At 68.4% G+C, this 14,258-nt stretch carries 12 protein-coding genes; 1 reads left to right on the forward strand and 11 read right to left on the reverse strand.

Translation table 11 applies throughout. From position 1 onward, the window contains the following. Positions 1–22 precede the first annotated feature (22 nt). From G6N48_RS05685 to dop, 10 genes are all read right to left on the reverse strand, one after another. Positions 23–2,791, reverse strand: coding sequence for a DEAD/DEAH box helicase (locus G6N48_RS05685; RefSeq protein ID WP_085268696.1), 2,769 nt, complete (start codon positions 2,789–2,791; stop codon positions 23–25). Between the two features lie 102 nt (positions 2,792–2,893). After that, positions 2,894–3,850: a twin-arginine translocase subunit TatC gene (gene tatC, locus G6N48_RS05690; RefSeq protein ID WP_139825723.1), complete on the reverse strand. Its 957-nt coding sequence runs from the start codon at positions 3,848–3,850 to the stop codon at positions 2,894–2,896. Between the two features lie 45 nt (positions 3,851–3,895). Continuing rightward, a complete protein-coding gene (tatA, locus tag G6N48_RS05695; protein WP_085268695.1) occupies positions 3,896–4,150 on the reverse strand; it encodes a Sec-independent protein translocase subunit TatA in 255 nt (84 codons plus the stop codon). A gap of 90 nt (positions 4,151–4,240) precedes the next feature. After that, positions 4,241–5,203, reverse strand: coding sequence for a helix-turn-helix transcriptional regulator (locus G6N48_RS05700; protein ID WP_085268694.1), 963 nt, complete (start codon positions 5,201–5,203; stop codon positions 4,241–4,243). Continuing rightward, positions 5,200–6,216: a helix-turn-helix transcriptional regulator gene (locus G6N48_RS05705; protein WP_085268693.1), complete on the reverse strand. Its 1,017-nt coding sequence runs from the start codon at positions 6,214–6,216 to the stop codon at positions 5,200–5,202. The genes G6N48_RS05700 and G6N48_RS05705 overlap by 4 nt, the downstream gene beginning before the upstream one ends. Before the next feature lie 113 nt (positions 6,217–6,329). Continuing rightward, positions 6,330–7,688, reverse strand: coding sequence for a Pup--protein ligase (gene pafA / locus G6N48_RS05710; RefSeq protein WP_139825722.1), 1,359 nt, complete (start codon positions 7,686–7,688; stop codon positions 6,330–6,332). A 182-nt stretch (positions 7,689–7,870) separates the two neighbouring features. Then, entirely contained in the window at positions 7,871–8,644 is a 774-nt protein-coding gene (prcA, locus tag G6N48_RS05715) for a proteasome subunit alpha (RefSeq protein ID WP_085268691.1), read from the reverse strand. Next, positions 8,641–9,525: a proteasome subunit beta gene (prcB, locus tag G6N48_RS05720; protein WP_085268690.1), complete on the reverse strand. Its 885-nt coding sequence runs from the start codon at positions 9,523–9,525 to the stop codon at positions 8,641–8,643. Before prcB ends, prcA begins: the two co-directional genes overlap by 4 nt. After that, entirely contained in the window at positions 9,522–9,716 is a 195-nt protein-coding gene (locus G6N48_RS05725; RefSeq protein WP_085268689.1) for a ubiquitin-like protein Pup, read from the reverse strand. Before G6N48_RS05725 ends, prcB begins: the two co-directional genes overlap by 4 nt. Before the next feature lie 119 nt (positions 9,717–9,835). Further along, positions 9,836–11,344 carry a pup deamidase/depupylase gene (gene dop, locus G6N48_RS05730; RefSeq protein ID WP_161494197.1) on the reverse strand — a complete coding sequence of 503 codons (1,509 nt, stop codon included), beginning with the start codon at positions 11,342–11,344 and terminating at the stop codon, positions 9,836–9,838. Positions 11,345–11,563: 219 nt separating this feature from the next. Here dop and G6N48_RS05735 point away from each other — a divergent pair, with 219 nt between their 5' ends. Then, positions 11,564–12,208 (forward strand): hypothetical protein, encoded by a 645-nt coding sequence (locus G6N48_RS05735; RefSeq protein ID WP_085268688.1) that lies wholly within the window; start codon positions 11,564–11,566, stop codon positions 12,206–12,208. A gap of 12 nt (positions 12,209–12,220) precedes the next feature. Here G6N48_RS05735 and arc read toward each other — a convergent pair whose 3' ends face one another. After that, entirely contained in the window at positions 12,221–14,050 is a 1,830-nt protein-coding gene (gene arc / locus G6N48_RS05740) for a proteasome ATPase (protein ID WP_085268820.1), read from the reverse strand. Positions 14,051–14,258 lie beyond the last annotated feature (208 nt).

Below are 14,258 nucleotides of genomic sequence, written 5' to 3' on the forward strand. Positions count from 1 at the left end.
TCAACCGTAGCTGCGGCCCAGCCTACCCGGCGTCAACTGCGACGACGCCGCGCCGAACGTCGCCGATCGCGCGCTTGGCGGCGGCGCGCAATTCGGCGTCCGGGGCGGCGTTGCGAACCTGGTCCAACAGGTCGAGCACCTGGCGGCACCAGCGCACGAAGTCCCCGGCGAGCAGCGGCGAGCCGGTGCCGGTCGGGTCGAAAGCGGCCAGCGCGGTCGAGAGGTCTCCCGACCTGGCCCACCGATACATGACGCCGACGAAACCGTCGTCGGGTTCGCGGCTCGGGCCGATCCGGTGCGCCTGCTCGTCGGCGCGCAGCGCGTTGGACAGTCGCGCAGTCTGTTGCAACGCCTGCCGCACCCGTTGGTTCGGCGCGTCGGCGGCGAACGCCGCCCCGGGACCGTCGCCGCCCCTGCTCTCGTAGAGCACCGAGGAGACCACCGCCGCCAATTCCGGCGGTTTCAGGCCGTCCCATGCGCCCGTGCGCAGGCATTCGGCGACCAACAGGTCGCTCTCGCTGTAGATACGGGCCAGCAACCGGCCGTCGTCGGTGACGACGGGATCGCCGGCCGCGTCCTGGATGAAGCCCCGCTCGGTGAGCAACCCGACGATCCGGTCGAAGGTCCGGGCGAGCGAATTAGTGGCTGCGGCGACCTTTTTCTCCAACTGCGCATTGTCGCGCTCGATGCGCAGGTACCGTTCGGCGTCCCGCATCCGGGCCTCGAGCCCCGGGCTGTTGTGCGACGGGTGGCGGCGCAACTCGGCGCGCAGCGCCGCCAGCTCCGGGTCGTGGAAGGCGCCGTCGCCGTCGTCGTCGCTGCGGCCGGCCCGGCGCGCGGCCGGGATCGCCAGCCCTTCGACGGCCGAGCGCAACGCCGAAGCCAGGTCGCGCCGCACCCGCGGCTGGCGATGCTCCACCCGCCTGGGTAGCGGCATCGACCCGACCGGCGGCGACACGCCCGAATAGTCCGCCGACGAAATCCTTCCCGCCCAACGGTTTTCGGTGAGCACCAACGGACGGGGGTCGTCCCCGTCACGCGCCGACTCCAGCACCACCGCGAGCCCGCCGCGGTGGCCCTGGGTGATGTTGATGATGTCGCCCCGGCGCAGCGCCGACAACGCGTCGCTGGCGGCCTGGCGGCGCTGCAACCGCGACGCGCGCGACTGTGCGCGCTCCATGTCGGAGATCCGGGCCCGCATCCGGGCGTAGCCCAGTATCGGCGAGTCGGTGCCGCCGAGTTCCTTGGCGATCTCCACGAGCAACTTCTCGCCGCGCTCGATGCCGCGGACCAGGCCGACGACCGAGCGGTCGGTCTGGTACTGGGCGAAGGACTGCTCGAGCAGGCGGTGCGCCTGCTCTGGGCCCATCCGGTGCACCAGGTTGATCGTCATGTTGTACGACGGGGCGAACGAACTGCGCAGCGGGAAGGTGCGGGTGGAGGCCAGGCCGGCCACAGCGGACGGTTCGGTGGTCTCTTCGCTGGGATTCCACAACACCACCGCGTGACCCTCGACGTCGATGCCACGCCGCCCGGCGCGACCGGTCAGCTGCGTGTACTCCCCCGGCGTCAGCGGCACGTGCTGCTCGCCGTTGAACTTGACCAGCCGTTCGAGCACCACGGTGCGGGCGGGCATGTTGATGCCGAGAGCCAGGGTTTCGGTCGCGAAGACCGCCCTGACCAGGCCGGCGGTGAACAGCTCTTCGACCGTGTGGCGGAACGCCGGCAACATTCCCGCATGGTGGGCGGCCAGCCCGCGCAACAGACCCTCCCGCCATTCGTAGTAGCCCAGCACGGCCAGGTCGGCGTCGGCGAGGTCGCCGCAGCGGTGGTCGATCACCTCGGCGATCTGCGCGCGTTCCTCGTCGGTGGTCAGCCGCAGCGGGGACCGCAGGCACTGCTGGACCGCGGCGTCACACCCGGCCCGGGAGAACACGAACGTGATCGCCGGCAACAGCCCCTCGGAGTCCAGGATCGCGATGACGTCGGGTCGGGCGGGCGGCCGGTAGAAACGCGGCCGGCCCTGACCCGTCCGTCCGGGCCGCCCGCGTCTGGGCTGCCAGTCCGACATGCGGTCCGCCTCACGGCGATGCGCGATGTGGCGCAACAGGTTGGGGTCGACGCGCGGCTCGCTGCCCGCGCCCGGCTGCCCGTGCGTGTAGTCGAAGAGGTCGAAGAGGCGCTTGCCCACCAGGACGTGCTGCCACAGCGGCACGGGCCGATGCTCGTCGACCACCACCGTCGTGTCGCCGCGCACGGTCTGGATCCAGCCGCCGAATTCCTCGGCGTTGCTGACCGTCGCCGACAGGCTGACCAGCCGCACCTCCTGGGGCAGGTGCAGGATCACCTCCTCCCACACCGGGCCCCGCATCCGGTCGGCGAGGAAATGCACCTCGTCCATGACCACATGCGAGAGCCCGCGCAGAGCGGGCGAATCGGCGTAGAGCATGTTGCGCAACACCTCGGTGGTCATCACCACCACGGGCGCGTCGGCGTTCACCGAGATGTCGCCGGTCAGCAGGCCGATCCGGTCCCGGCCGTAGCGCAGGGTCAGGTCGGTGTGTTTCTGGTTGCTCAGCGCCTTGAGCGGCGTGGTGTAGAAGCACTTGCCGCCGGCCGCCAGAGCCAGGTGCACCGCGAATTCACCGACCACCGTCTTGCCTGCCCCCGTCGGCGCGCAGACCAGTACGCCGTGGCCGCGTTCAAGCGCCGCGCACGCCCGCTGCTGAAATCCGTCGAGCGCAAACGGCAGTTCCGCAGTGAACCGGGGTAGCTCGACCAGCTCTGTCACGCCGCCGCCATCGTGCGCGAGGGCGCGCAGATGTACGGCGGATACGGAGTGTCGTCGTACAGATACGCGCCCTCGCGGGAGAGGGTGCCACGCTCGCCGGGGTTAGGTGACATCTTCGTGCTGCCCCGCACTGAACGACGGCTGGGGAATCGGGGACGGCGGCTCGATCACCGAGGCCTCGTCGTCGGGAATCTCGGCCTGGGCCTCGCGCTTGGCTTTGCGCCGGTCGTGCAGGCGGGCTATCTGGATGGCGAACTCCAGGAGCACCGACAGCGCCACGCCCAGCGCCGTCATCGAGAACGGATCCGAGCCGGGCGTGAACACCGCCGCGAAGACGAACATCGAGAAGATCAGACCCCGACGCCACGACTTGAGCTTCTGATAGCTCAGAATGCCCACCGTGTTGAGCATCGCGATCAGCAAAGGGAATTCGAAGCTGACCCCGAAGACCACCAGCAGGTTGATCAGGAACCCGAAGTAGCGGTCGCCCGACAGCGCGGTCACCTGCACATCACTGCCCACGGTCAACAGGAAGCTCAACGCCTTGGACAGCACGTAGTAGGCCAGCACGGCACCGGCGACGAACAGCCCGGCGGCGGGGACCACGAACGCGATCGCGAAGCGGCGCTCCTTCTGATACAGCCCGGGTGTGATGAACGCCCACAGCTGGTAGAGCCACATCGGGCAGGCGAGCACGATCCCGGCCGTCATCCCGACCTTGAGCCGCAACATAAACTGGTCGAACGGCGCGGTCGCCAGCAACCGGCACTGCCCGTCGGCGCTGATGTCCGCCCGCGCCGACTGCGGCAGCGAACAGTAGGGATGGCGCAGCCACTCGCCGAGGCTCTCCAGCCCGAAAATCGAGTGCGAATACCAGATGAAGCCGAAGATCGTGGTCAACAGGATGGCGCCCAGCGAGATCAGCAGGCGGGTGCGCAGCTCGGTGAGGTGATCGACCAGCGACATCGTCGCGTCGGGGTTGGTGCGGCTACGACGCTGCCGTGGGTTCAGCCGTTTCAGCACGCCGGCAGTGCGCGCTGAAACCTTGAAAGCTTTCACGACGCTCGGTCAGTGAGGCGCGGGCACCGCGAGGGCGATGCCGGGCTAAGCCGGGCGAGCTTCGGTGTGACCCTGCTCCGTTGCGGTCGGCTGTTCGACGCGCTGCGACTGCACGGGCGTGGCCTGGTCGATGGCGGACGAATCGGCTTTGCTCTCACTTTGCATTTCGCGCAACTCGGACTTGAAGATGCGCATCGACTTACCCAACGAACGCGCCGCGTCGGGGAGCTTCTTGGCACCGAACAGCAAAACCACCACGACAGCGAGGATCGCCCAGTGCCACGGACTAAGACTGCCCACTTTGATTACCTCCAGACGTCCACCTGATGCTACCGCAGCTCAGCCGCTTGCCGGTGAGCCCGCGCCGCGCCGTGGCGGACACCGGTGGTATCACGCCTGGTAGGCCGCCACGGCGGCCGCCGCGGCCTCGCGCACCCGCTCGGCCAGCGACTCCGGTTCCAGCACCCGCACGGCCGACCCGAATCCCAGCACCAGCCGGGTCATCCAGTCGGCGGAGGCGTAGGTCATGACGGCCTCGCACGATCCGTCGGGCAGCTCGCGCACTTCCCGCATGGGGTAGTACTCGAACATCCACGACGCCGACGGCGCCACCAGCAGCTTGGCCGACGGCAGCGCCGGGTCGCCGTCGAACAGCGACGTGTCCGGCGGCGCCGTCAGCGCGACGGCCGGCGGGGCGGCCGGTTCACCGAGTTCGCGGGCGTCCACGATCCGGTCGAAACGGAACAGGCGGACCCCGTCGGACTCGCGCGACCAGGCCTCCAGGTAGCTGTGACCGCCGATCAGCAGCACCCGGATGGGGTCGACGACCCGGCTGGTCAGGGCGTCGCGGGACGCGGAGTAGTAGTCGATGGACAGCGCGCGCTGGTGCTGCACCGCCGCCCGCACGGCGGCCGCGGCGGGGCTCTCGGCCGGGGCGGGCTCGTCCGCGGCGGCCGCCGACGCGGTGGCTTCCCGCCCGACGGCGCCCGCGGCCGCCTCGATCTTGGCGATCGCGCTGCGCGCGGCTTGCGGGTCGACCACGCCCGGGATGTCGGCCAGCGCCCGCAGCGCAACCAGCAGGCCGGTGGCCTCCGGGGAGGTGAGCTTGAGCGGCCGGTCGATGCCGGCGGAGAACGTGACCTTGATGGTGTCGCCGGAGAACTCGAAGTCGATGAGGTCGCCCGGGTAGTAGCCGGGAAGGCCGCACAACCACAGCTGGTTGAGGTCCTCCTCGAGTTGCTTGACCGACACGCCAAGGTCGGCCGCGGCCTCGGCCCGGGTGATCCGCGGGTTGGCCTGGAAATACGGCACCATGTTCAGCAGCCGGATCAACCGGGTGGACACGGGAGTCACGAGCGGACCTCGTCCGCGAGCCCCACGCCCGCCTGGGCGCGCAGCCTCGTCAGGACGTCGTCGCGCAGCGACTGCGGTTCCAGCACGACGGCGTCGGCGCCGCAGCCGGCGATGTCGCGCGCGAGTTGGTCGGTGGAGGTGACGTCGAGTTCGATCACCTCGCCGGCGCGGCCGCCCAGCTGCCGGGCCGTCACCGTCCGGGCGGCGCGTCGCAGCGCGGTGGCGCGCCCGTCGGCAACCCACACCCGGGCCTGCCCGCCCGCCGGCAGTTCGCTCACCTTCTGAGCGACGATGCCGGGAAGGTCCGCGTCGGCCGGGACGGTGACCGCGCCGGGCGGACCGATGGGCGTCACCTCCGGACCGATCCGGGAGAGGCGGAACACGCGGATGTCGTCGCGGTCACGATCGTGGCCGACGAGATACCAACGGCCCTTCTGGGTGACCACGCCCCACGGCTCGACGGTGCGGGTGCTGTATGGCTCGGCGCGCGACGGGCGGTGCGGGAACTGCACGGCCTGGCGAGAATCGATGGCCGCCAACAGGATTCCGAGCACGTCCTCGGAACCGCGCAGGCCCGGGACACCCGCCGGGGAGGCGATGGCCACGGGCGCGCCGATCTCCGAGGGGTCGACGTCGACGCCGGCGGCGCGCAGTTTGAGCAAGGCGCCCTGGGTGGCGGTGATCAACTCGGGGGACTCCCACAGCTGCGTCGCGACGGCCACCGCGGCCGCCTCGTCGGGGGTCAGTTCGACCGGCGGCAGGGCGTAGGCGTCGCGGTTGATCCGGTAGCCCTCGGCCGGGTCCGATGCCGACGCCCTGCCGACCTCGAGCGGGATGCCGAGGTCACGCAGTTCGTTCTTGTCGCGCTCGAACATGCGCGAAAACGCCTCGGCGCTGGGGCTGTCGGCATACCCCGCCACGGTCGACCGAATCTTCTCCGCCGTGATGTAGCCGCGCGTGGACAGGAGGGCGATGACCAGGTTGACCAGCCGCTCGACTTTCGAGGTCGCCATTCGCACCAGGTTAGGCGATGCGCCCGGCGCTTCGCGTGCACCGCCGCACCGCGTCGGAGGAGACCACCGACTCTGGAACCCGCAAGAGCCCCGGCGCCGTCTCGACGGTCCGGCTACATGCTGGCGATCAGGCGCTTGACCCGCTCGTCGACCGCCCGGAACGGGTCTTTGCACAAAACCGTGCGCTGCGCCTGGTCGTTGAGCTTGAGGTGCACCCAGTCGACGGTGAAATCGCGCCCGGCCGCCTGCGCGGCGCTGATGAACTCGCCGCGCAGCCTGGCCCGGGTGGTCTGCGGCGGATGGTCGACCGCCTCGGTGATCTCCTCGTCGGTGGTGACCCGCGACGCGAGACCCTTGCGCTGCAGCAGGTCGAAGACACCACGGCCGCGCTTGATGTCGTGGTAGGCCAGGTCCAGCTGGGCGATCTTGGGGTCGGACAACTCCATGTTGTAGCGGTCCTGATAGCGCTGGAACAACTTGCGCTTGATGACCCAGTCGATCTCCGTGTCGACCTTGGCGAAGTCCTGGCTCTCGACCGCGTCCAGCTGACGCCCCCACAGGTCGACGACCTGCTCGATCTGTGCGTTCGGCTCACGGGTTTGCAGGTGCTCGACCGCGCGGCTGTAGTACTCCCGCTGGATGTCCAGCGCGCTGGCCTGACGCCCGCCGGCCAGGCGCACCGGCCGGCGACCGGTGACGTCGTGGCTGACCTCGCGGATGGCGCGGATCGGGTTGTCCAGGGAGAAGTCGCGAAACGGCACCCCGGCCTCGATCATCTCCAGCACGAGCGACGCGGTGCCCACCTTGAGCATCGTGGTGGTCTCGCACATGTTGGAGTCGCCGACGATGACGTGCAGGCGCCGGTATTTCTCGGCGTCGGCGTGCGGCTCGTCGCGGGTGTTGATGATCGGCCGGCTCCGGGTGGTGGCCGAGGAGACGCCCTCCCAGATGTGCTCGGCGCGCTGGGACAGGCAGAACGTCGCGGCCTTCGGCGTCTGCAGCACCTTGCCGGCTCCGCAGATCAGTTGCCGGGTGACCAGAAACGGCAGCAGCACATCGGAGATCCGGGAGAACTCGCCGGCGCGCACTATCAGGTAATTCTCGTGGCAGCCGTACGAGTTGCCCGCGGAGTCGGTGTTGTTCTTGAACAGGTAGATGTCGCCGCCGATGCCCTCGTCGGCGAGCCGCTGCTCGGCGTCGACGAGGAGGTCTTCCAGCACCCATTCGCCGGCACGGTCGTGGGTGACCAGCTGCACCAGGCTGTCGCATTCGGCGGTCGCGTATTCGGGGTGGCTGCCCACGTCGAGGTAGAGGCGCGCCCCGTTGCGGAGGAAGACGTTGGAGCTGCGGCCCCAGGACACGACCCGACGGAACAGGTAGCGGGCCACCTCGTCGGGGCTCAGCCGCCGATGACCGTGGAACGTGCAGGTGACACCGAACTCGGTCTCGATGCCCATGATTCGTCGCTGCACCTAATCGAGGGTACTGGTTGTGCGACCGTCACGGTGAGCAAGCCGCGCCTACAGATGCGGATTCGATTACGGCGGCCCTTTTCCGGGCCGCGCGTGGCGCCGCCGGCGACGGGTTGAGAAAGCCGCCCAGCAAACCGGTTGGTTCCTTTGAAGCGAACTCCGCGGCGTCTTCGGCGCGCCGGCTAGTCTGCGGACTCGCCGTGCGACTCGGTCGCCTCGCCGTTGGACTCGGCGCCGTTGGAACCGTGCTCCTCCAGGAGGTTCTCCAGCTGGGCGCGGGTGATCCGCCGGAACGCCCGCCGTGGCCGATTGGCATCCAGGATGGCCACCTCGAGGCTGGCCACGTCGGGAGACGGCTGGTCGCCGTTCGAGGTCTCGGCACCGCCGGCTCGCAACGCCTTCACCGCGATCTGGACCGCTTCGCGCAGGTCGGCGTTCTCGGCGTAGGACTCCTTGAGCGCCGTCGCGATCGGTTCGGTGGTACCGCCCATCACCACGAAATGCGGCTCGTCGGCGATCGACCCGTCGTACAGGACCCGGTAGAGCTCCGGCGGTCTGGTCTCCCCGTAGTGGGCGACCTCGGCGACGCACAGTTCGACCTCGTACGGCTTGGCCTGCTCGGTGAAGATGCTGCCGAGCGTCTGCGCATAGACGTACGCCAGCTGACGACCCGTGACGTCGCGGCGGTCGTAGGCGTAGCCGCGCGTGTCGGCGAACTGAATGCCGCCGCGGCGCAGATTGTCGAACTCGTTGAACTTGCCCGCGGCCGCAAAGCCCACACGATCGTAGAGCTCGCTGATCTTCTGCAAAGAGCGCGAGGGGTTTTCGGCCACGAATAGCACACCACCGGCGTAGGCCAGCGCCACCACGCTTCGGCCCCGGGCGATGCCCTTGCGCGCGAGCTCGCTGCGCTCGCGCATCGCCTGCTCGGGCGAAATGAAATACGGAAAGCTCACTTCTCACCGCCGTCGGGGCCGAATGTATCTGCGCGCGAACGGCTTTGGATGACCTCGCGAGCCAGTTCGGCGATGCGGCTCTCCGGCACGTCGGCCGCGCCCTCGGCCCCGATCGTCACCGCCGTGGGATAGATCCCGCGCACCAGATCCGGTCCGCCCGTGGCAGAGTCGTCGTCCGCGGCGTCGTAGAGCGCCTCCACCGCCACGCGCACCGCGGAGTCGGCGTCGACGACTTGCGAGTACAGCTTCTTCATCGAAGATTTGGCGAATATCGAGCCCGAGCCCACCGACTGGTAGCCCTCTTCTTCCAGGTTCCAGCCGCCGGCGGCGTCGAACGAGACGATGCGGCCCGCGCTTTCGGGGTTCGGCGCGTGAATGTCGTAGCCCGCCAGCAGCGGCAGCGCCACCAGGCCCTGCATTGCCGCCGCCAGATTTCCGCGCACCATGATGGCGAGCCGGTTGACCTTGCCCGCGAAGGTGAGGGGCACGCCTTCGAGCTTCTCGTAATGCTCGAGTTCGACCGCGTACAGGCGGGCGAACTCGACGGCGATCGCGGCGGTGCCGGCGATGCCGGTCGCGGTGTAGTCGTCGGTGATGTAGACCTTCTTCACGTCGCGCCCGGCGATCATGTTGCCCTGCGTCGAACGCCGGTCACCGGCGAGGACGACGCCGCCCGGGTACTTCAGCGCAACGATGGTGGTGCCGTGGGGCAACTGCCCGCCGGCACTGACCGACTGCGCCGCCTGCGTGCCGCCGAAGCTTGCCGGCAGCAACTCCGGCGCCTGACGGCGCAGGAAGTCAGCAAACGACGACAGGTCTACGGCCGGGGATGGCGGAAGTGCGGAATGGTTGGACAGGCGATCAGAGAACGGCCAGGTCACTGTCCGCCCTTTTGGACGTACGCGCGGACGAAGTCCTCGGCGTTCTCCTCAAGGACGTCGTCGATCTCGTCGAGCAGGTCGTCGGTGTCTTCAGCTAACTTCTCGCGGCGTTCCTGGCCCGCGGCCGTGCTGGCGCCGAGGTCGTCTTCGCCGTCACCACCACCGCCACGCTTGGTCTGCTCCTGAGCCATCGCCGCCTCCTGCTTGGTCTGGACTTAATCAACGGCTTGTTTGGTTCCTGAGCCACATTGCCCGTCGATCTTTGTCTAGCCTACCGGTCAACCCCGACGTTCCCCCGCCCAACCGGCTTCTAGCTGGTGAGCTGCTCCACGAGTTCGGCGGCGCTGTCGACCGAGTCCAGCAGCGCGCCGACGTGCGCCTTGCTGCCCCGCAGCGGCTCGAGCGTCGGGATCCGCACCAGCGAATCGCCACCGAGGTCGAAAATCACCGAGTCCCAGCTGGCCGCGGCGATGTCCGCGCCGAACCGGCGCAGGCATTCACCGCGGAAGTATGCGCGGGTGTCCGTGGGCGGCTTGTCCACCGCCTCGATCACCTGATGCTCGCTGACCAGACGCTTCATCGAGCCACGCGCCACCAGCCGGTTGTAGAGGCCCTTGTCGAGCCGGACGTCGGAATACTGCAGGTCCACCAGGTGCAACCGCGGTGCCGACCAGTTGAGGTTCTCCCGCTGCCGGAAGCCTTCGAGCAGTCGCAGCTTCGCGGGCCAGTCCAGCAGCTCGGCGCATTCCATCGGGTCACGCTCGAGTTGGTCGAGCACGTGCGCCCAGGTCTCGACGACGTCGGCCGCCCGCGGATCCGGGTCGCGGCTGTCCACCAGCTTCGCCACCCGATCGAGGTAGAGCCGTTGCAGCGCAAGACCGGTCAGCTCGCGACCGTCGGCCAGCGCGACGGCGACGCGCAGCGATGGGTCGCGGCTGATCGCGTGCACGGCGTGCACCGGCCGGGCCAGCACCAGGTCGCTCAGGTCGATCCCGTGGGCCGGGCCCTCCTCGATCAGGTCCAGCACCAGCGCGGTGGTGCCCAGCTTCAGGTAGGTGGAGGTCTCGGCGAGATTGGCGTCGCCGATGATCACGTGCAGCCGCCGGTAGCGGTCGGCGTCGGCGTGCGGCTCGTCGCGGGTGTTGATGATGCCGCGTTTGAGCGTCGTCTCGAGGCCGACCTCGACCTCGATGTAGTCGGAGCGCTGCGACAACTGGAAGCCCGGCTCGTCACCGGAGGGGCCGATGCCGACACGTCCTGATCCGGTGACCACCTGACGGGAGACGAGGAAAGGGGTCAGGCCGGCGATGATGGCCGAGAACGGTGTCTGCCGAGACATCAGGTAGTTCTCGTGCGAGCCGTACGAGGCGCCCTTGCCGTCGACATTGTTCTTGTAGAGCTGCAGTTTGGCCGCGCCGGGCACGCTGGCGACGTGTCGGGCGGCGGCCTCCATGACGCGCTCGCCGGCCTTGTCCCAGATCACCGCGTCCAGCGGGTCGGTGCACTCGGGCGCCGAGTACTCGGGATGCGCGTGGTCGACGTAGAGCCGTGCCCCGTTGGTGAGGATCATGTTGGCCGCGCCGACCTCGTCGGCGTCGACCACCGGCGGCGGCCCGGCCGAGCGGCTCAGGTCGAAGCCGCGGGCGTCGCGCAGCGGTGACTCAACCTCGTAGTCCCAGCGGGTGCGCTTCGCGCGCTGGATGCCGGCGGCGGCCGCGTAGGCCAGTACCGCCTGCGTCGAAGTGAGGATCGGGTTGGCGGTCGGGTCCGACGGCGACGAGATGCCGTACTCGACCTCCGTCCCGATAATCCGTTGCATCCCTTCAGCCTAGGCCCGTCGACGAAGCGGCCCGCCACGCGGGGCGCGAAGGAGACGGGCAATCGGCTTAGGCCCGTCGACGAAGCGGCCCGCCAGGCGGGGCGCGAAGGAGACGGCCAATCGGCTACGGCCGCCGGCCCCAGCGAGCTCCTGCTCGACGGTCCCCGCATGGCCGCGTGTGCGGTTGACGGCGTGGACCGCAGTGACTAACTTCACCGTGTGTCCGCCCCCGAATCCCAGCCAGTGGTCCACCAGCAAACAAGCGACCTCTCCGGCAAACGTTATGGCGAAGTGCTTCTGGTGACCCGCGGCGAAGCGGGTCCGCAAGCGACCGTCTTCAACAGCTTCCCCCTCAACGACTGCCCGGCCGACTTGTGGTCCGCCCTCGACGCGCAGGCGATCGCCTCCGAGAACGGTGTGGCCGCAGCCCTGCTCAACGGTCCCCGGTACTGGCTGATGAACGCCATCGAAAAAGAACAGCAAGGCCCCCAGATCACCAAGACGTTCGGTGGCATCGAGATGATCCAGCAGGCCACGGTCCTGCTGTCCTCGATGAACCCGGCGCCCTACAGCCCGAGCAAGGTGAGCCGCAACACCGTCTTCGTCTTCAACGCCGGCGAAGAGATCTACGAGCTCATCGACGACCACGGGCGAAGCTGGGTCATGCAGACCTACAGCCAGGTCGCCGACCCGAACCTGTCGCGGGCGGACCTGCCCGGCCTCGCAGAACGGCTCAAGCTGCCGCCGGGCTGGTCCTACCGGGCGCGGCGACTCACCGACGAGTTACGGATCGACACGCGGACGCGCGCGGCCCAGGTTCTGCAGGACAACCTGACCAACAGCTACTCGCTCGAAGCGGCCTGATCCAAGGCGGGCCTACAGGTACTGGCCCAGGTTCGACTCGGTGTCGATCGCCCGCGACGCGCTGGACGACTTGCCGGTGACCAGCGTGCGGATGTAGACGATCCGCTCGCCCTTCTTGCCCGAGATCCGCGCCCAGTCGTCGGGGTTCGTGGTGTTGGGCAGGTCCTCGTTCTCGGCGAACTCGTCGACGATCGAGTCGAGCAGGTGCTGTATGCGCAGACCGGGCTGACCGGTCTCCAGCACCGACTTGATGGCGTTCTTCTTCGCCCGATCGACGACGTTCTGGATCATCGCCCCGGAGTTGAAGTCCTTGAAGTACATGACTTCTTTGTCACCGTTGGCGTAGGTGACCTCCAGGAACCGGTTGTCGTCGATTTCGGCGTACATCCGGTCGACGACCTTCTCGATCATCGCCTTGATGCAGGCGGCGCGGTCGCCGTCGAACTCGGCGAGGTCGTCGGCATGCACCGGCAGCGTCTCGGTCAGGTACTTCGAGAAGATGTCCTGCGCCGCCTCGGCGTCGGGGCGCTCGATCTTGATCTTCACGTCGAGCCGGCCCGGCCGCAGGATCGCGGGGTCGATCATGTCCTCGCGGTTGGACGCGCCGATGACGATGACGTTCTCCAGGCCCTCGACACCGTCGATCTCGCTGAGCAACTGGGGAACGACGGTGGTCTCGACGTCCGACGAGACGCCCGTGCCGCGGGTGCGGAAGATCGAGTCCATCTCATCGAAGAACACGATTACCGGGGTGCCTTCCGACGCCTTTTCGCGGGCGCGCTGGAAAATCAACCGGATGTGCCGCTCGGTTTCACCGACGAACTTATTCAGCAGCTCGGGGCCCTTGATGTTCAGGAAGTATGACTTCGCCTCGCGGGCGTCGTCGCCGCGGACCTCAGCCATCTTCTTGGCCAGTGAGTTGGCCACAGCCTTGGCGATCAGCGTTTTGCCACACCCGGGCGGACCGTAGAGCAGCACGCCTTTGGGCGGGCGCAGCGCGTACTCGCGGTAGAGCTCCTTGTGTAGGAACGGCAGCTCCACGGCGTCGCGGATCTGCTCGATCTGGCGGGTCAGGCCGCCGATGTCGAGATAGCTGACGTCGGGCACCTCCTCGAGCACCAGGTCCTCGACCTCGGCCTTCGGGATGCGCTCGAACGCGTACCCGGCCTTGGTGTCGACGAGCAGCGAGTCGCCGGGCCGCAGCTTGCGCGGTCGGGTGTCGTCGTCGACGTCGTCGATGATGCTGTCGGGCAGGTTCTCTGCGACCAGCGGGTCGGCCAGCCACACGATGCGCTCCTCGTCGGCGTGGCCGACCACAAGAGCACGGTGACCGTCGGCCAACAGCTCACGCAGGGTGGAGATCTCGCCGACCGACTCGTAGGTGCCGGCCTCGACCACGGTCAGGGCTTCGTTGAGCCGAACGGTCTGCCCTTTGCGCAACGACGCGACGTCGATGTTCGGCGAGCACGTCAGACGCATCTTGCGACCCGAGGTGAAGACGTCGACCGTCTCGTCCTCGTGCGCGGCGAGCAGGACGCCGTAGCCGCTCGGCGGCTGGCCCAGGCGGTCGACCTCCTCACGCAGCGCCAGAAGTTGCTGTCGGGCCTCTTTGAGGGTCTCCATCAACTTCGAGTTGCGTGCCGCAAGCGAGTCGATGCGCGCCTCGAGCTGATGCACATCGCGGGCAGAACGGGCGCCGCCGTGCGATGCAACCGCATGATCCAGTTGCTCGCGCAGCAGCGCCGCCTCGCGGCGTAATTGTTCCAATTCGGCAGCGTCGCCATCGGACATATCTGATTCGCGGGGGGTACCGAATGCTTCAGAACGCTCTGAGCCACCCATGTTGCGCTCCTTTCCCACACCGAAAGGGTGCGTGGTACACCAACGCTACCGGCGATCGCCGATTGATGTGCGGAGTCAAATACCCACGAAAAGTTAAGACTTTCGTCACGCTGGTAAATTCGGCCACAAATCCGGCTGATGGGAAGGGCCCCGGAAGGAGCACCGTGACCGCAAAACGCCTCACCACGGGCCTCGCCGACGACGCCAT

It is taken from the genome of Mycobacterium parmense (genome assembly GCF_010730575.1).
GTDB classification, from domain to species: Bacteria; Actinomycetota; Actinomycetes; order Mycobacteriales; family Mycobacteriaceae; genus Mycobacterium; species Mycobacterium parmense.